Below are 16,920 nucleotides of genomic sequence, written 5' to 3'. Positions count from 1 at the left end.
GTCAAACTCGCACCCGTGGCAAAAGGGAATTTGCAAATGGGCGCGGCCAATCGTAGAAGCGGTCAGCAACTCCAGGAGATAAGAATGCGGCCTTCAGGCAGAAAAACCGACCAGATGCGCAAGGTCTCGTTCGAGCGCAACTTTTCCAAGCATGCGGAAGGCTCCTGCCTGGTGAAATTCGGCGATACGCACGTGCTCTGCACGGCAAGCCTCGAAGACAAGACGCCGCCGTGGCTGCGCAATACCGGCAAGGGCTGGGTCACGGCCGAATACGGCATGCTGCCGCGGGCGACCGGCGAGCGGATGAAGCGCGAGGCGGCGGCCGGCAAGCAGGGCGGGCGCACCCAGGAAATCCAGCGGCTGATCGGCCGCTCGCTACGCGCCGTCGTCGATCTGCAGGCGCTCGGCGAAAGACAGATCACGCTCGACTGCGACGTCATCCAGGCCGACGGCGGCACGCGGACGGCCTCGATCACCGGCGGCTGGATCGCGCTTTACGACTGCCTGAAATGGATGGAAAGCCGCAACATGATCAAGGTCGACCGGGTCCTGAAGGATCATGTCGCCGCTATCTCCTGCGGCGTCTTCGCCAGCCAGGCGGTGATCGATCTCGATTACCTCGAAGATTCCTCGGCGGAGACCGATGCGAATTTCGTGATGACGGGCGCCGGCGGGATCGTCGAGATCCAGGGCACGGCCGAGGGCGCGCCCTTCAGCGAAGAGGAATTCACCTCGCTGATGCATCTTGCCAAGAACGGCATCGGCGAACTCGTCGCCCTGCAGAAACAGGCCATTGCGGGATGAACCCCATGCTGGAAGGCATGCTGGAAACGGCGCTCTACGCGCGCGATCTCGATCAGGCCGAGGCGTTCTACGAGAACGTTCTCGGACTTGAAAAGATCACCCGTGCGGCCAACCGGCATGTCTTCTTCCGCTGTGGACCGGGCGTTCTCCTGATCTTCAATCCCGAAGAAACGGTAAAGCCGCCGGCGCCCGATGCGCTGCAGGTGCCGCCGCACGGCACATCAGGCCAGGGCCACGCCTGCTTCAGGGTGGCCGGCCGCAATATCGATGCCATGACCGAACGGTTGAGAGCCGCCGGCGTGGCGATCGAATCCGAGGTTCATTGGCCGAACGGCGGCCGCTCGATCTATTTCCGTGATCCTGCCGGCAACAGCCTGGAATGCGCGGAGGCTAAAATCTGGGGCATCGAACAGGATATCTGAATGCGCAAGCTCGAAACGAAAACCATCGTCGTCGCCAGCCACAATGCCGGCAAGATCCGCGAGATCCAGGAATTGATCGGTCCGCTCGGCTTCACCGCCAAATCGGCAGCGGAGCTGAATTTCGTCGAGCCCGACGAAACCGGCACGAGCTTCGAGGAGAATGCGACGATCAAGGCGGTCGCCTCCGCCAAATCAGCCGGCATGCCGGCGCTATCGGATGATTCCGGGCTGGTGGTCGACGCGCTTGGCGGCGATCCCGGTGTCTACACCGCCAATTGGGCTGAAAAGCCCGACGGCACGCGCGATTTCGACATGGCGATGGCCAAGGTGGAAAAGGCGCTGCAGGAGGCGGGCGCGAAGACGCCCGAACAGCGCAAGGCGCGTTTCGTCAGCGTGCTCTGCCTTGCCTGGCCTGACGGCCATACGGAGCTGTTTCGCGGCGAGGTGGAAGGCAATGTCGTCTGGCCGCCGCGCGGCACCCAGGGCTTCGGCTATGATCCGGTCTTCCAGCCGGAGGGTTACGGCGTGACCTTCGGCGAGATGAGCGGCGAGGAAAAGCACGGCTGGAACGTCGGCAAGCCGCAGGCGCTGTCGCACCGGGCGCGCGCCTTCAAGCTCTTCGTCGAAACCTGCCTGGAGGCATAAGGTCACCACGTGGACAATTTCGATACGCCAGGCTCCTTGCGCGATGCGGCGCTCTTGCCCGATACCGGCGAGCCCGGCTTCGGCGTCTACGTGCATTGGCCCTTCTGCGCGGCGAAGTGTCCCTACTGCGACTTCAACAGTCATGTGCGCCACCAGCCGGTGGATCAGGAGCGCTTTACATCAGCCTTCCTGAAGGAGACGGCGGCAGTCCGGGCGATGAGCGGGCCGAAGACGGTGACGAGCATCTTCCTCGGCGGCGGCACGCCCTCGCTGATGAAACCGGAAACCGTCGACGCCATACTCGACGGCATTGCGCGGCACTGGCATGTGCCCGATGGTATCGAGATCACCATGGAGGCGAACCCTTCGAGCGTCGAAGCGGAACGCTTCCGCGGCTACCGTGCCGCCGGCGTCAACCGCGTCTCTCTCGGCGTGCAGGCGCTGAACGACCGGGATCTCAGGTTCCTCGGCCGGCTGCATGACGTCGCCGACGCTCTGAAGGCGATCCGGCTGGCGCGCGACATCTTCCCGCGCATGTCCTTCGACCTCATCTATGCCCGGCCCGATCAGACGGTCGAGGAATGGGAAAAGGAGCTGAAGGAAGCGATCTCCTATGCGGTCGATCATCTTTCGCTCTATCAGCTGACCATCGAGGAAGGCACGCCCTTCTACGGCCTGCACAAGGCGGGCAAGCTGATCGTGCCGGATGGCGAGCAATCGGCGCTGCTCTACGAGGCGACGCAGGAGATTACGGCGCGCGAAGGAATGCCCGCCTATGAGGTCTCCAACCATGCGCGGCCGGGTGCTGAAAGCCGGCACAACCTGACCTACTGGCGTTACGGCGATTATGCCGGCATCGGCCCCGGCGCGCACGGCCGGCTGACACGCGGCCCCGAGAAGATCGCGACCGCCACCGAGCGCAAGCCGGAGGCCTGGCTCGAGATGGTCGAGCGTGACGGCAACGGCATTCTCGACCAGGACCGGCTCGGTTACGACGAGCAGGCCGACGAACTGCTGCTGATGGGGCTGCGGCTGCGGGAGGGGGTCGACCTTGCGCGCTGGCAGCAGCTTTCGGGACGCGAGCTCGATCCGAAACGCGAAGAATTCCTGCTCGAACACAAATTCGTCGAGCGCATCGGCAATTCCCGTCTGCGCTGCACGCCATCCGGCATGCTGATCCTCGACTCGGTCGTCGCCGACCTCGCCTGCTGAAGCTCCTGCAACGGGTTTATTCCGGCGCAGCAACATTGCTGCCGCGCCGGAAAGCATTTCTCAGCCGTGATTGGTGGCGCCGGCCTTGAAGAGGCTGCCGGTCGGCGTCTTCAGGAACATCTCCAGCGGAATGTGTTCCTGGTGCAGGAAACCGGTCGCCGGCAGCAATCCGTCGCGGACCATCTCGATGACGGCGACGACGGACGCCGACGTCGTCCAGGCAATGGCCGTGCGGCGCGCGCCGGCGATCTCGATCGGGTAATAGGCGCGCACGAATTCCTTGCGGCGCAGGCTGCCGTTCTCCGTGCCTTCGGCGGCGACATGGACATAGACGACATCGTCTTCAACCGGCGGCTTGGCATTGGTCAGGATCTCGCCGGCAAGCTTGCGCTTGTCGCGCATCAGGAGCTCATGGAAGAAGAAGTTCATCAGCTCCATATGACCGGGATACCGCATGGTCTTGTAATCGAGATTATCGATCTTTCCGAGCATGGTATCGCACATGGTGCCGAGGCCGCCCGAGGTCGTGAAGGCTTCGAGCTTGACGCCGCCGACATAGACGGTCTCGTGCCATTCCATCGGCGAGACGAGCTTGCGCACCCCGCCCTCGATGACCTCGCAATCGTTCAGATATTCGTTGACGACGCCTTCCGGCGACCAGTTGAAGGCATAGCCGAGAAGACCTGTGGGATGCTGCGGCAGGGCGCCGACGCGCATGCGGATCGAGCGGCAACGATCGAAACCATCGGCAAGGCTTGCACCGACGATGCCGACAAAACCGGGCGCCAGGCCGCATTGCGGCGCCATCAGGCCGCGGGCCGTCTTCGACAGTTCGATGATGAAATTGGTTGTGGGAACGTCTTCCGTCAGATCGAAATAATGGATGCCGGCAAGATGGGCGGCCCGCGCCAGCTCGATGTTCAGGTGATAAGGCAGGCAGGACAGCACCGCCTCGACGTTCGACAGCAGCCCACCGATCACCTGAGGATCGGAGATATCGCCGGTGCGGCACTTGAAGGGAAGCTCGCCCAAAGGCAGTTGCGCATCGACGCCGATGACCTCGAAGCCGCCCTCATGCAACAGCGTCGCCGCCAGCCGTCCGACCTTGCCCAGGCCGACAACGGCAATCTTTCTGAAACTCATGCATATCCTCCCACGCGCCCGTTTCGGCGCTTTCGTTTTTCTCCGATGCGCGCCGCTCCAAATCGGACATGCACGGGATGGGCGGAGGTATAGAATAAAAAGCTTATAAAGGAAAACGGCCGGAATCGCTCCCGGCCGTCGAATTTCCTCGAAAATCCACCAATTATTCGTTGATCAGCCGCTTCAGCAGCTCGATTTCGTGCGAAAGCTTGGTGTCTCCTGATATCAGCTCCTCGATCTTGCGCACGGCATGCAGCACCGTCGTGTGATCGCGTCCGCCGAAACGGCGGCCGATCTCGGGGAAGGAGCGCGGCGTCAGCGTCTTCGACAGATACATGGCGATCTGGCGCGGCTTGACGATGACGCGGGTGCGGCGGTTCGAGACCAGTTCCTGGCGCGACACATTATAGTGCCTTGCGACGATGCGCTGGATATCCTCGATGCGCACGCGGCGCGGTTCGCCGGAGCCGACGAGATGGGCGAGCAACTCGTCCACGCGCTCGATCGACAGGTTCGGCTCGAAGGAGCGGCGGAAGATCAGCTGGTTGAAGGCGCCTTCCAGCTCGCGGCCGCTGGCCGTGACGTTGCGGGCGACGTGCTGCAGCAGATCTGCCGGAATTTCGAGCGACGGGTCTTCGAGCCGGGCCGCGGCAAGGCGACGCTTGAGGATTTCGAGGCGCATCTCGTAATCCGGCGCGTCGAGTTCGATCGCCACACCGCCCTGCAGGCGCGAACGGACGCGCGGGTCGAGCGATTCCAGCTCCCAGGGCGCGCGATCGGCGGCGACAACGACCTGCTTGGCGCTGTCGAGCAGCATGTTCAAGAGATGGCAGAACTCATGCTGGATCATCTTGCCCTGCAGGAACTGCATGTCGTCGATGATCAGCAGGTCGATGTTGCGCAGCGAATCCTTCAGCGTCAGCGCATCATTGTCGCGGATCGCGGTCGCAAAACGCCACATGAAATATTCGGCCGTCAGATAGACGACGCGCAGAGCCCGCGGGTTTTGAACCGCCGCATTGGCGATCGCCTGCAGGAGGTGGGTCTTACCGAGACCGACCGTCGAATGGACGAAGAGCGGGTTGAAGCGCACGGCGCCGGAACCGGCTTCCGCGATCGTCTTCGCCGCCGCAAGGGCGACCCGGTTCGAGCTGCCTTCGACGAAGGTCTCGAAGGTGAAGCGGCTGTCGAGCGGCGAACCGAAGAGCGGCGAGCCCAGGCTTGCGGGCCTTGCCGCGGCGACGGCCGAAACCGCCTGCTGGACGGCCTGACCGGCCGGCTGGGCGCTGACCGGGCGGCGCATCTGTGCGGGAGCGGCCGGCTCCGGCTGGACGACCTCGTCGGCAGGCTTCATGCCGCTGCGCGTTGCCGTACGCACCAGGATTTCGACTTTGAGAATTTCCGCATCCTCGGCCTGGAACAGACCGGTGATGAGATCGAGATAACGATTGTTGATCCACGACTTCAGGAAGGTCGTGGGCACCGAGAGGCGAACCACGCTCTTCGATACCGAATGCAGCTTCAGCCTCGCAAACCAGCTGGCATAGACGTCTGGACCGACTTGAGCCTTCAAGCGCGCACTGACACGCTCAAACAATACGCCTTGCTTCATTTCCGCCTTTGCTTCCCCCACTTCCAGGCGAATGGAGCCGAACGCCTGCGGTGCCGCATCCCCATTGTCGAGCCCGCCCGCCGTCATCGTATTCATGTGCATAATGCCGCCTTTCAATTCCACCGGGCGGCTTCCGCTAAAATAGCCGCCCGATCATTCCCCGCCTTGGCGGGCTGGCGGCATCCTCATGAAGCCGCTCACCTGCCGGTTCACTCAAACACGGCGCAGAACACCGTTGCAGGTACCGCGTTCATGCGGCAACCTTCATCGGCCTTCCGTGCCAGGCTGGCGGTCAATCCTCGTTTTCGGCCGACCAGCCCGAACGCAATATTCCTTACCCCTATCCCGCAGCCTCGCGTTAAACGTGTGGCTGCCATAGGCACAAAACATCCCCGTTCCGTAACAGCCACGTTACGGCCCAAATCCGTCAAGTGCTTGAAAAAACGGAAGCGCAAGGCTCCGTAACAAATGGCACAAACTTATCGCCCTGCCGACGTGGCAGTTAAGACCGAGCCTCTGCAGGTGATGTCCGCGCCCTTTGTTGGAAGCCATTTAGGCAGGATCAAAAGGCAAGATCAACGATGAATTTTACGCAAAATTAAGAAGCGGCCATTGACTCCGCCCGCCCTTTTCGGGCGTCACACCAGCGTCAAAAAAGAATCGCTTTTGAATCAAGGAGATTCCCCTTTCGGGCTATTTTGACACGCATGGAAAGAAAAAAAATAAAAATCTTCTTGACTCGCCCATGGTCCGGCAAGCTTCGGCCAGAGTCGCGCAGCATGAAAGCATCCTTGCGCAAGTCATTGTTTTTAAACAACTTTTCCTGTCATGGCGCTGACACGAAACGGTCGTGAGATTAACCATGAAAGGGCCGATCGGCGGAATCGAAAAAGCCCGGTAAAATTACCGGGCTAATCATAACGAAGTGGTCGTTAACGGAAGATTACGCGGTCGCGGAGACCGAAAGAGCCTTCACACGAGCGGCCAGGCGCGAGACCTTGCGGGATGCCGTGTTGGAGTGAAGTACGCCCTTGCTGGCAGCGCGGGCAAGCTCCGGCTGGGCGGCCAGGAAAGCCGCCTTCGCCTTGTCGGCGTCACCGGATGCGATGGCCTCTTCGACCTGGCGAACGAAAGTACGAACGCGCGAGCGACGAGCCTTATTGACGTCGGTACGGCGGGCGATCTTGCGGGTCGCTTTTTTCGCCGAAGTTGTATTGGCCATGGATGCCTCTCTCAAGAATTCGAACAAACTCCGCCACTACCGCGGGCCCTGCGGCCACCAAATCCAGCAATGCGGGAGCAATCGCGGAAAACCAGACCGGCTTTCCGAACCGTGGGCGGGCATATAACCCTAAAGCCGGCCCACGTCAACGCGGATTTTCAAGCTTTCCAGCCGTAAGCGCCGAAAAGCATTCAACGGTGCTTGAAGGCAGGTTTGCGCTTCTCGACGAAGGCCGCCATGCCTTCTTTCTGATCATCGGTGGCGAAGAGGCTGTGAAACAGGCGGCGCTCGAACCGCAGCCCCTCCTCCAGCGTCGTCTCGAAGGCGCGGTTGACCGCCTCCTTGGCCATCATCACCGAGGGCTGCGAAAGCGAGGCGATTTTCTCGGCGGCGGCAAGAGCCTCCTCGAGCAGCCGTTCGGGCGCCACCACACGCGAAACGAGTCCCGATCGTTCGGCCTCGGCCGCGTCCATCATCCGGCCGGTTAGCACGAGATCCATCGCCTTCGCCTTGCCGACGGCGCGTGTCAGCCGCTGCGAACCGCCCATGCCGGGAATGACGCCGAGGGTGATTTCCGGTTGGCCGAACTTGGCCGTCTCCGAGGCAATGATGAAATCGCACATCATGGCGAGCTCGCAGCCGCCGCCGAGCGCAAAGCCGCTGACGGCGGCGATGACAGGCTTGCGAGCCTTGGCGATATCATCCCAGCCGCTGATGAAATCGCTCTTATACATGTCGGCGAACTGCAGCGACTGCATTTCCTTGATGTCGGCGCCGGCGGCAAAGGCGCGCTCGGAGCCGGTGATAACGATGGCGCCGACCGCCTCGTCGGCGTGGAAGCCGGCATAGGCTTCCTTCAGCTCCTTCAGCACGGTGGAATTCAGCGCGTTCAGCGCCTGTGGGCGGTTCAGCGTGACGAGGCCGACATTGCCTCGGGTTTCGACGATCAGGGTCTCATAAGCCATGCTGGTCTCCCGGTTCTCTTTTATTTCTGGCAGGCGGCGCAATAGAAGGTGGAGCGACCCGCCTGCACGATACGGGCGACCGTACCGCCGCAGCCCGGCGTGCCGCAAGCCTGACCTTCGCGATCGTAAACTGAGAAGGAATGCTGGAAGTAGCCAAGCGATCCATCCGTCTGAATATGGTCGCGCAGCGACGATCCCCCGGCGGCGATCGCATCGGCAATGACGTCGCGGATCGAGGCGACGAGGAGGGCGAGCTTTTCCTTCGGTTTACCGCTTGACGTCACCAGCGTGCCGGCGGCGCGGATCGGGGAGAGATGCGAACGCCATAGCGCTTCGCACACATATATATTGCCGAGCCCTGCGATGTTCTTCTGATCGAGGAGCGCGCTCTTCAGCGGCTGCGCCTTGTCGCGGAAACGTTCGGCGAGGTAGGCGGCGCCGAGCTCGTTGCCCGTCGGCTCCGGCCCGAGATCGCGGAAGAAGGGATGGGCGCCGAGATCGGCGCGTCCGACTATATCCATGAAGCCGAAACGGCGCGGATCGTTATAGACGACCCGGCGCGGGCCGCCTTGACCCTCCAGATGGAAGACGACGTGATCGTGCTTCTCGTCCTTGGAGCGGGCATGGTGGAATTCGCCCGGTGTCTCGGAAGCTGCCCCTTCTTCGACGCGGAATGAGCCGGACATGCCGAGATGGGAAATCAGCGTGTTGCCGTCGTCGAGATCGACCAGCAGATATTTGGCGCGGCGGCCGAGGCCGATAATGGTGCGGCCGGAAACCCGTTCCGCCAGAGCATCGGGAAAGGGAAAGCGCAGATCGCTGCGGCGCAGTTCCAGCCTTGCGACACGAGCACCCTCCATCGCCGGCGTCAGGCCGCGTTTGACCGTTTCGACTTCTGGCAATTCCGGCATCTTAACCCATCTATATCTAACGTGTTTCAACCCAGCACGATGTGCGCTATAGCGCCTGTGTGCCGCGGAGAGCGCGGCCCAGTGATAACGTCGCTCGCGGTCTTTCGCCATGGCCGCCGCGTCCGAATCTTGAAGGAACGGAGCAGCCTGATGTCAGAAAGCCGCACTTCCGCCGATGGCGGCATGGAAACCTCCTACGGCTTCCGCGATGTGCCTGATGGCGAGAAGCAGGGCCTGGTCAACCAGGTGTTCCATAAGGTCGCCAAGCGCTACGACATCATGAACGACGTCATGTCCATGGGCATGCACCGGGCCTGGAAGGATGCGATGATCGCAGCCCTCAACCCGCGCAGGGAGCCCGGCTACAAGGTGCTCGACGTTGCCGGCGGCACTGGTGATATCGCCTTCCGCATCGTCGAGGCTTCGGGCCGGCAGGCGCATGCGACCGTGCTCGACATCAACGGCTCGATGCTCGGCGTCGGCGCCGAGCGGGCGGAAAAGAAGAAGCTTTCCAACAATCTCACCTTCGTCGAAGCCAATGCCGAGGAACTGCCCTTCGAGGCGTCGAGCTTCGACGCCTATACGATCGCCTTCGGCATCCGCAACGTGCCGCGGATCGACGTGGCGCTGTCGGAGGCCTATCGCGTGCTGAAGCGCGGCGGACGGCTGCTGGTGCTGGAATTTTCCGAGGTCGAGATGCCGCTTCTCGACAAGATCTATGACGCCTGGTCGTTCAACGCCATTCCGCAATTCGGCAAGGCGATCACCGGCGATGCCGAACCCTACCAATATCTCGTGGAATCGATCCGCAAATTCCCCAACCAGGAGAATTTCGCGGCAATGATCCGCCAAGCCGGTTTTTCGCGTGTCACCTACACCAATTATACCGGCGGCATTGCCGCACTGCATTCCGGCTGGAAGCTCTGAGGGAATGAAGAAAAAAGAGACGAACCTCCGTCACCGGGGCATTTCAGCATGAGCACCTTCGGAGCCTATTTCCGCCTTTGGCGCGTCGGCTGGGTGCTTGTGCGCGAGGGCGTCGTTTCAGCGCTTCCTTCCGAAGGCTTGCCGCCGCCGGTCGCGCTCGCCAAATCCTGCGTCACGATTTTCGAGCGGAGCAAGGCAAGGCATCAGAAGCGCAGTGACCGGCTGGCGCAGGCCGTCGAGCGGCTCGGGCCCTCCTATGTGAAGATCGGCCAGTTCCTGGCGACGCGGCCTGACGTGGTCGGCGTCGAATTCGCCAACGACCTGTCGCAATTGCAGGACCGGATGGCCTTCTTCCCCCCGGCTGCCGCCAAGGCCAATATCGAGGCCTCGCTCGGGCGGCCGATCGACGAGCTCTATGCGAGCTTCGGCGATCCGATCGCCGCCGCTTCGATCGCGCAGGTGCATCCGGCGGAAGTCGAAACGGCCGCGGGCCGCAAGAAGGTCGCCGTCAAGGTCGTGCGGCCCGGCGTGCGCCAGCGTTTTGCCCATGACATCGAGGCCATGTACCTCGTTGCCCATATGCAGGAGCGTTTCCTGCCTTTTAGCCGGCGACTGCGGCCGGTCGAGGTGACGAAGACACTGGAACAGACGACCAAGGTGGAGATGGATCTTCGCCTGGAGGCAGCCGCCCTTTCCGAGATCGCCGAGAATACCCAAGAGGATCCCGGCTTCCGCGTCCCGAAGGTCGACTGGGAGCGCACCGGGCGCGACGTCATCACCATGGAGTGGATCGACGGCACGAGAATGTCCGACGTCGAGGGCCTGCGCGCGGCCGGCCATGATCTCAACCTGCTCGCCGATACGCTGATCCAGTCGTTCCTGCGCCATACGCTGCGCGACGGCTTCTTCCATGCCGACATGCATCCGGGCAATCTCTTCGTCGATGCGGGCGGCATGATCGTCGCCGTCGACATGGGCATCGTCGGGCGGCTCGGCAAGAAGGAGCGGCGCTTCCTCGCCGAAATCCTCTATGGCTTCATCACCCGCGATTATGTCCGCGTGGCGGAGGTGCACTTCGAAGCGGGCTATGTGCCGGGTCACCACAATGTCGAGAGCTTCGCCCAGGCCATCCGGGCGATCGGCGAGCCGATCCATGGGCAGCCGGCCGAGACCATCTCGATGGGCAAGCTGCTGACGCTGCTCTTCGAAGTAACCGAACTCTTCGACATGGCGACGCGGCCGGAACTCGTCATGCTGCAGAAGACCATGGTCGTGGTCGAGGGCGTGTCGCGCATGCTCAATCCGCGCTTCAACATGTGGAAGGCGTCCGAGCCTGTGGTCGGCGATTGGATCCGCACCAATCTCGGGCCGAAGCGGATCGTCACCGATCTCAAGGACGGCCTGAAGGCGGCGGTGAAACTCGCCGAAGCCGTGCCCGAAATCGCAGCGAAAACCGAAAAATTCCACCACGAACTGCTGCATATGAGCGAGCACGGCCTGCGTTTCGACGCGCAGACGGCGGAGGCAATCGGCAAGGCCGAGGCGCGTCACAACCGCTCGGCCAAGATCGCTCTCTGGGTCATCGCATTGACGCTTCTCTATATTGCCTGGATGCTGAGCTGACAGCCTGCCAGAAGCATGCTGTGTTCGGCATTTGGGATATCCCATGTGACGGAAGGCTCGCTTAGTCTCTGAAGTTAGGAGATACGGCATATGAAGCACGAACGCCTTGGCATCCAACTTTCCGGACGGCCGCTCGGTTTTGCCGAGATGGTGACGATTGGGGCGGGCAAGGCGGCGATTTCGGCTTCGCCGACCGGCATGGCCCGCATCGCCATCGCCCGCGAGATCGTCGAGGATGCGATTGCTTCGGGCATGCCGGTCTACGGCTCGACGACGGGTGTCGGCGCCATGAAGGATGTGGAGTGGTCGGCCGACGAACTCGACACCTTCAATCTCGGCCTGGTGCGCGCCCATCATTTCGGCACCGGCACGCCCTTTTCCTGCAATGTCGTGCGCAATGCCATGGCGATCCGCGTCAATACGGCGCTGACCGGCCAGGTCGGCTGCACGCCGGAGCTCATTCAGGCCTACATCACGATGCTGGAAGCCGACCTCATTCCGGTCGTGCGCCGAACCGGCTCGATCGGATGCGCCGATATCGGCCTGATGGGACAGATCGGCGCGGTGCTGACCGGCGTCGGCGAAGCGGTCTATCGCGGCCAGCGGATGCAGGCGGCCGACGCCTTCCGGGCGGCGGGGCTGCAACCGGTGCGGATGGCCCCGCGCGATAGCCTCGCTTCGCTCAGCGTCAATGCGGTGAGCTTTGCCGCGGCGGCGGAAACGACGCGCAATGCCGCGGCCTCGATCCGCGTCCTGTTGGCAACGGCGATGATGGCGGCCGGCGCGCTCGGCGCCTCCCGCGACCCCTGGAAGGCGGTCCGCCATGTCGGCACGGCGCGCGAAGCGCTGATCGGCGCCTGGCTCTGCAATGCGTCGGAGGACTGGAACTGGCCGGTCGCGACGCATGTGCAGGATCCGCTCAGCCTGCGCATGATCGCCCAGGTGTTCGGCGCGGTGATCGAGAACCTGCTGTCGACCGGCCACAAGATCCTTGCCGCCACCGGCCGCTCGGACGACAATCCCGTCGTGGTGGAAGGCCGGGTGATGACATCCGGCGGATCGCTGCCGCTCGATGTGACGATCCTCTTAGAATCGGCGGCGCTCTGCATGGCGCATGCGGCGCGCAACGCCTTCAACCGCTGCGTCATTCTCGGCAACGGCCAGCGGCGCGACCTGCCGGTCAATCTGGTGCCGCCGGGACGGATTGCTACCGGTTTCGGGCCGATCATCAAGCTTGCCGGCGAGATCTTCTCGCGCGTATTGTCGATGTCCAGCCCGGTTTCGGCGCAGTCGCTGGTGGTTGCGGCCGGCCTGGAGGATGAAGCCGCCTTTCTGCCGCTCGTCATCGAGCGCTTCGAGCGGCAGATGCAGGCGCTGAAGCGTCTGGCGGCTCTCGAAGCCTTGCTCTCCGCCCAGGCGATCGACATTCTGGGCGATGAGCCCAGGGGTGTTGCTGCGATGCTCTATGAGGTCGTGCGCAAACATGCGGATTTCTATGTCGTCGACCGGCCGCTTTCGGCGGAGGTGGAGGCGATCGAAGAGGAACTCGGCTCGGACACCTTCCTCTCGAAACTGACGGAGCAGGTTCCGATCGCCTCCTTCGACGATTTCTTCGCGCTCAGCTCGCCCGAATATATCGAGGAGCGGCTCGCCCGGCATGAGCCGGCAGCAGTCTGACTTCAGTCTAGGAGGAAGCGGCATGGACTTCGATCTCGTTCTGCAGGGCACGGTGGTACTGCCGGACCGCGTTCTCGAAGAGGGCTATGTCGCCGCCCGCGACGGCAAGATCGCCGAGGTCGGCCTCGGCACTCCACCTGCGGCGCGCGAGCGGCACCTGCTCGGCAAAGCGCTGATCCTGCCCGGCGCCATCGACGCACAGGTGCATTCGCTTTCCCAGAAAGACCAGGAGGATTTCATCTGGTCGACGCGGTCGGCGGCGGCCGGCGGTGTAACAACGATCGTCGACATGCCCTATGACGAGGGCAATCTCGTCTGCTCGGCCGCGGCGCTAAAGCGGAAGATCGAGCATGCCGGCCCGCAGGCGCGCGTCGACTTCGCCCTTTACGGCACCATCGATCCCGAGGAAGGACCGGCGCGAATCCGCGAGATGGTGGAGGCAGGCGTCGCGGCCTTCAAATTCTCGACCTTCGGCACCGATCCCAAGCGTTTTCCGCGCATTCCGCCGGCCCTGCTCGACGCCTGCTTCGCGGCGATCGCGCCCACCGGGCTGACGGCGGGCGTGCACAATGAAGACGACGAAGCGGTGCGCAGCTATATGGAGCAGGTCAAGGCGAGCGGCATCACCGACTGGCGGGCGCACGGCCTGTCACGGCCTGCGATCACCGAACTCCTGGCGATGCACACAATCTTCGAGACCGGCGCCAATACCGGCTGCCCCGCACATGTGGTGCACTGCTCGCTCGGGCGCGGCTACGATATCGCCCGCGCCTATCGCCGTGACGGTTTTGCGGCGACGGTCGAATGCTGCATCCATTACCTCACCCTCGACGAGGAAAACGACGTGAAGCGCCTCGGCGGCAAGGCGAAGATCAATCCGCCGATCCGCCCGCGCGCCGAGGTGGAGAGTCTGTGGCGCAAGGTGGCCGACGGCGATGTCTGGCTGGTCTCGACCGATCACGTCAGCTGGTCGGAAAACCGCAAGACCAATCCCGATATGCTCACCAACGCATCCGGCGTGCCGGGACTCGAAGTGATGGTGCCGCTTTTCGTGAAAGGAGCCATCGAACGCGGCATTCCGCTGACATGGGCAGCCCGGCTGATGGCGGAAAATCCGGCCAGGCATTTCCGGCTCGACCATATCAAGGGGGCGCTGACGCCTGGGAGGGACGCCGATATCGCCGTGCTGGAACCGCGGGAAAGTGTCTATGACGCGTCGGCAAGCGGCAACAATGTCGTCGGCTGGAGCCCCTACAACGGCATCCGCCTGCCGTGGACCGTTTCGGCCACCTATCTGCGCGGCGAAAAGATCGCCGAGGGCGGCAAGGTGCTGGCCGAGCCCGGCAGCGGCCGGTTCCTGCGGCCGCCGGCGCGCCAAGTTATCACGGGGGCAGGTTTATGACCCGCAATCTGCCCGTCAACGCTGCCCGGATCGCTGAGGATATCGACGCGCTGGCCGCCGTCACCGAGCCGGGGCACCCCTGGACGCGGCGGGCCTTTTCGCCGCTCTTTCTCGAAGGCCGGGCCTATATCGAAGCGCGGATGAAAGCGGCGGGGTTGGAAACCCGGATCGATGCCGCCGGCAATCTGATCGGCCGGCGCACAGGCCGCAAACCCTGGCTCGGCACGATCATGGTCGGTTCGCATTCCGACACAGTGCCGGATGGCGGCCGCTTCGACGGCATCGCTGGAGTGATCTCGGCGCTCGAGGTCGCCCGCGCGCTGCGCGACCAGACGATCGAGCTCGACCACGATCTGGAGATCGTCGATTTCCTTGCCGAAGAAGTCAGCATCTTCGGCGTCTCCTGCATCGGCAGCCGCGGCATGACCGGACAATTGCCGGAGGCGTGGCTTTCGCGCGTCAGCGGCGATCTCGATCTCGCCGGGGGCATTGCGCAGGTGGGCGGTGAGCCCGGTGTGCTACGGCAGCAGAAGAGGCCGGATATTGCGGGCTTTCTCGAACTGCATATCGAGCAGGGGCCGGTGCTCGAAGCCGAACGCAAGGATATCGGCATCGTCACCGCGATCGCGGGCATCACCCGCATCGAAATTACCGTCGAGGGGCGAGCCGACCATGCCGGCACAACGCCGATGGACCGGCGGGCTGATGCGCTGGTGGCGGCATCGCAGTTGGTGCTCGATATCCGCAACGCCGCCGCCGAGCTCGCCAGGACGCCGGGGCATTTTGCGGCGACGGTCGGCGAATTCAGGATCGAGCCGAATGCGGCCAATGTCGTGCCGTCGAAAGTCGTGCTGCTGATCGACGGGCGCGCCGAGATTCGCGCCGACATGGAGGCCTTCTGCCGCTGGCTCGACGGCCATGTCGAAAAGCTAGCGACCGCCTTCGGCGTAACCATCGAAACGCCGAACCGGGTGTCCGACAACATGCCGACACCGGGCGATGCCGGCCTGCTTTCGACCCTGGAAACCGCCTGCGAACGCGTCGGCGCAAAACATCGGCGCATGGCGTCGGGCGCGGGACACGACGCGGCCTGGATCGCCAAGGTGGCGCCGGCGGCGATGATCTTCGTGCCATGCCGGGAGGGCCGCAGCCACTCCGCCGACGAATGGGCCGATAATGACGATATCGCGCTCGGCGCCGCCGTGCTCTTCGAAGCGGTGCGGGAGATGGATAGGGATTTGAAGCGGGAGAAGGCCGATGGGACGCATACTGGTTGAGAAGGACGTGGAAGCCGCCGTGAAGGGCGGCTCCGTCTATGCCGCCGGCGGCGGCGGCTGGGCCGATCACGGGCGGATGCTCGGGCTTGCAGCCGTCAATGTCGGGAAACCGGAACTGGTCTCGATCGAGGAACTGAAGGACGAGGACTGGGTTGCCACGGCAGCTGCGATCGGGGCGCCCGCCTCCACGACGCCCTGGGAAATGCAGGGCATCGACTATGTGAAGGCCGTGCAGCTCTTGCAGGAGGCGCTCGGTGAAAAGCTTTCCGGGCTGATCATCGGCCAGAACGGCAAATCCTCGACGCTGAACGGCTGGCTGCCATCGGCGATCCTCGGCACCAAGGTGGTCGATGCCGTCGGCGATATCCGCGCGCATCCCACCGGCGACATGGGTTCGATCGGCATGGCCGGTTCGCCCGAGCCGATGATCCAGACCGCGGTCGGCGGCAACAGGGCCGAGAATCGTTATATCGAGCTGGTGGTAAAGGGGGCGACGGCGAAGATCTCGCCGGTGCTGCGTGCCGCCGCCGATCAATCCGGCGGCTTCATCGCCAGCTGCCGCAATCCGCTCAGAGCCTCCTATGTGCGCAGCCATGCGGCGCTCGGCGGCATTTCGATGGCGCTTTCGCTTGGAGAAGCGATCATCGCGGCCGAGAAGCGCGGCGGGTCTGCGGTCATCGACGCGATCTGCAAGACGACGGGCGGGCATATCCTTGCTGAAGGCGCCATCTCTCGAAAAGACGTCGTCTACACCAGGGAAGCCTTCGACATCGGCACGGTCATCGTCGGTTCGGGCGCAAAATCGGTAACGCTGCACGTCATGAACGAATACATGGCCGTGGACGATGCCGATGGCGGGCGGCTTGCGACCTTCCCCGCCGTGATCACCACACTGTCGCCGGAAGGCGAACCGCTCAGCGTCGGCCAGCTCAGGGAAGGCATGCAGATCTTCATCCTGCATGTGCCGAAGGATATCATTCCGCTGTCTGCAAGCGTGCTCGATCCGACCGTCTATCCGGTCGTCGAAAAGGCGATGGGTATCGAGATCGCACGCTATGCATTGGAAACGAAGGCCTGA

At 63.2% G+C, this 16,920-nt stretch carries 15 protein-coding genes; 10 read left to right on the top strand and 5 right to left on the bottom strand.

The genetic code is table 11. The features are described 5' to 3' along the window. The first annotated feature begins 84 nt into the window (after positions 1 to 84). The 4 genes from rph to hemW are packed head-to-tail and all read left to right on the top strand — an operon-like array spanning position 85 to position 3,083. Positions 85 to 804, top strand: a complete 720-nt coding sequence (gene rph, locus ATY76_RS20840; RefSeq protein WP_088676609.1) for a ribonuclease PH — start codon at positions 85 to 87, stop codon at positions 802 to 804. Continuing rightward, complete coding sequence (locus ATY76_RS20835) at positions 801 to 1,226, top strand: VOC family protein (protein ID WP_088676608.1); 426 nt, start codon at positions 801 to 803, stop codon at positions 1,224 to 1,226. The genes rph and ATY76_RS20835 overlap by 4 nt, the downstream gene beginning before the upstream one ends. Next, the gene (rdgB, locus tag ATY76_RS20830; protein WP_088676607.1) at positions 1,227 to 1,871 is read left to right on the top strand and encodes an RdgB/HAM1 family non-canonical purine NTP pyrophosphatase; all 645 of its coding nucleotides are present in this window, start codon (positions 1,227 to 1,229) and stop codon (positions 1,869 to 1,871) included. It abuts the gene before it with no gap. A 9-nt stretch (positions 1,872 to 1,880) separates the two neighbouring features. Then, positions 1,881 to 3,083: a radical SAM family heme chaperone HemW gene (hemW, locus tag ATY76_RS20825; protein ID WP_088676606.1), complete on the top strand. Its 1,203-nt coding sequence runs from the start codon at positions 1,881 to 1,883 to the stop codon at positions 3,081 to 3,083. A 60-nt stretch (positions 3,084 to 3,143) separates the two neighbouring features. Here hemW and ATY76_RS20820 read toward each other — a convergent pair whose 3' ends face one another. The 5 genes from ATY76_RS20820 to mutM form a co-directional block, all read right to left on the bottom strand. Then, positions 3,144 to 4,226, bottom strand: coding sequence for a saccharopine dehydrogenase C-terminal domain-containing protein (locus ATY76_RS20820; RefSeq protein ID WP_088676605.1), 1,083 nt, complete (start codon positions 4,224 to 4,226; stop codon positions 3,144 to 3,146). Between the two features lie 163 nt (positions 4,227 to 4,389). Then, positions 4,390 to 5,940 (bottom strand): chromosomal replication initiator protein DnaA, encoded by a 1,551-nt coding sequence (dnaA, locus tag ATY76_RS20815; RefSeq protein WP_088676961.1) that lies wholly within the window; start codon positions 5,938 to 5,940, stop codon positions 4,390 to 4,392. Between the two features lie 841 nt (positions 5,941 to 6,781). Next, positions 6,782 to 7,060 (bottom strand): 30S ribosomal protein S20, encoded by a 279-nt coding sequence (gene rpsT / locus ATY76_RS20810; RefSeq protein WP_008524652.1) that lies wholly within the window; start codon positions 7,058 to 7,060, stop codon positions 6,782 to 6,784. A gap of 191 nt (positions 7,061 to 7,251) precedes the next feature. Next, positions 7,252 to 8,025 (bottom strand): enoyl-CoA hydratase, encoded by a 774-nt coding sequence (locus ATY76_RS20805; RefSeq protein WP_088676604.1) that lies wholly within the window; start codon positions 8,023 to 8,025, stop codon positions 7,252 to 7,254. A 20-nt stretch (positions 8,026 to 8,045) separates the two neighbouring features. Then, positions 8,046 to 8,936, bottom strand: coding sequence for a bifunctional DNA-formamidopyrimidine glycosylase/DNA-(apurinic or apyrimidinic site) lyase (gene mutM / locus ATY76_RS20800; RefSeq protein WP_088676603.1), 891 nt, complete (start codon positions 8,934 to 8,936; stop codon positions 8,046 to 8,048). Positions 8,937 to 9,086: 150 nt separating this feature from the next. Here mutM and ubiE point away from each other — a divergent pair, with 150 nt between their 5' ends. The 6 genes from ubiE (at position 9,087) to ATY76_RS20770 (ending at position 16,920) form a co-directional block, all read left to right on the top strand. Further along, a complete protein-coding gene (gene ubiE, locus ATY76_RS20795; RefSeq protein ID WP_088676960.1) occupies positions 9,087 to 9,863 on the top strand; it encodes a bifunctional demethylmenaquinone methyltransferase/2-methoxy-6-polyprenyl-1,4-benzoquinol methylase UbiE in 777 nt (258 codons plus the stop codon). A 48-nt stretch (positions 9,864 to 9,911) separates the two neighbouring features. Next, positions 9,912 to 11,486: a 2-polyprenylphenol 6-hydroxylase gene (gene ubiB / locus ATY76_RS20790; RefSeq protein WP_088676602.1), complete on the top strand. Its 1,575-nt coding sequence runs from the start codon at positions 9,912 to 9,914 to the stop codon at positions 11,484 to 11,486. A 90-nt stretch (positions 11,487 to 11,576) separates the two neighbouring features. Continuing rightward, positions 11,577 to 13,163, top strand: coding sequence for an aromatic amino acid lyase (locus tag ATY76_RS20785; protein WP_088676601.1), 1,587 nt, complete (start codon positions 11,577 to 11,579; stop codon positions 13,161 to 13,163). 22 nt (positions 13,164 to 13,185) lie between these two features. Continuing rightward, a complete protein-coding gene (locus ATY76_RS20780) occupies positions 13,186 to 14,565 on the top strand; it encodes an amidohydrolase family protein (protein WP_088676600.1) in 1,380 nt (459 codons plus the stop codon). After that, on the top strand, positions 14,562 to 15,842 hold the full coding sequence (locus tag ATY76_RS20775) for a Zn-dependent hydrolase (RefSeq protein WP_088676599.1): 1,281 nt from the start codon (positions 14,562 to 14,564) through the stop codon (positions 15,840 to 15,842). Before ATY76_RS20780 ends, ATY76_RS20775 begins: the two co-directional genes overlap by 4 nt. Then, on the top strand, positions 15,823 to 16,920 hold the full coding sequence (locus ATY76_RS20770) for a DUF917 domain-containing protein (RefSeq protein ID WP_088676598.1): 1,098 nt from the start codon (positions 15,823 to 15,825) through the stop codon (positions 16,918 to 16,920). The genes ATY76_RS20775 and ATY76_RS20770 overlap by 20 nt, the downstream gene beginning before the upstream one ends.

This window comes from Rhizobium sp. R339 (genome assembly GCF_002211395.1).
Lineage (GTDB): Bacteria > Pseudomonadota > Alphaproteobacteria > Rhizobiales > Rhizobiaceae > Rhizobium.
This window is presented reverse-complemented; position numbering and strand designations above follow the sequence as displayed.

Excerpts from the sequence above, each read along its gene's own strand:
- ATY76_RS20820 (WP_088676605.1), bottom strand. The coding sequence starts at position 4,226 with ATGAGTTTCAGAAAGATTGCCGTTGTCGGCCTGGGCAAGGTCGGACGG.
- mutM (WP_088676603.1), bottom strand. The coding sequence starts at position 8,936 with ATGCCGGAATTGCCAGAAGTCGAAACGGTCAAACGCGGCCTGACGCCG.
- ubiE (WP_088676960.1), top strand. The coding sequence starts at position 9,087 with ATGTCAGAAAGCCGCACTTCCGCCGATGGCGGCATGGAAACCTCCTAC.
- ubiB (WP_088676602.1), top strand. The coding sequence starts at position 9,912 with ATGAGCACCTTCGGAGCCTATTTCCGCCTTTGGCGCGTCGGCTGGGTG.
- rdgB (WP_088676607.1), top strand. The coding sequence starts at position 1,227 with ATGCGCAAGCTCGAAACGAAAACCATCGTCGTCGCCAGCCACAATGCC.
- ATY76_RS20775 (WP_088676599.1), top strand. The coding sequence starts at position 14,562 with ATGACCCGCAATCTGCCCGTCAACGCTGCCCGGATCGCTGAGGATATC.
- ATY76_RS20770 (WP_088676598.1), top strand. The coding sequence starts at position 15,823 with ATGGGACGCATACTGGTTGAGAAGGACGTGGAAGCCGCCGTGAAGGGC.
- ATY76_RS20805 (WP_088676604.1), bottom strand. The coding sequence starts at position 8,025 with ATGGCTTATGAGACCCTGATCGTCGAAACCCGAGGCAATGTCGGCCTC.
- rph (WP_088676609.1), top strand. The coding sequence starts at position 85 with ATGCGGCCTTCAGGCAGAAAAACCGACCAGATGCGCAAGGTCTCGTTC.
- rpsT (WP_008524652.1), bottom strand. The coding sequence starts at position 7,060 with ATGGCCAATACAACTTCGGCGAAAAAAGCGACCCGCAAGATCGCCCGC.
- ATY76_RS20785 (WP_088676601.1), top strand. The coding sequence starts at position 11,577 with ATGAAGCACGAACGCCTTGGCATCCAACTTTCCGGACGGCCGCTCGGT.
- dnaA (WP_088676961.1), bottom strand. The coding sequence starts at position 5,940 with ATGCACATGAATACGATGACGGCGGGCGGGCTCGACAATGGGGATGCG.
- ATY76_RS20835 (WP_088676608.1), top strand. The coding sequence starts at position 801 with ATGAACCCCATGCTGGAAGGCATGCTGGAAACGGCGCTCTACGCGCGC.
- ATY76_RS20780 (WP_088676600.1), top strand. The coding sequence starts at position 13,186 with ATGGACTTCGATCTCGTTCTGCAGGGCACGGTGGTACTGCCGGACCGC.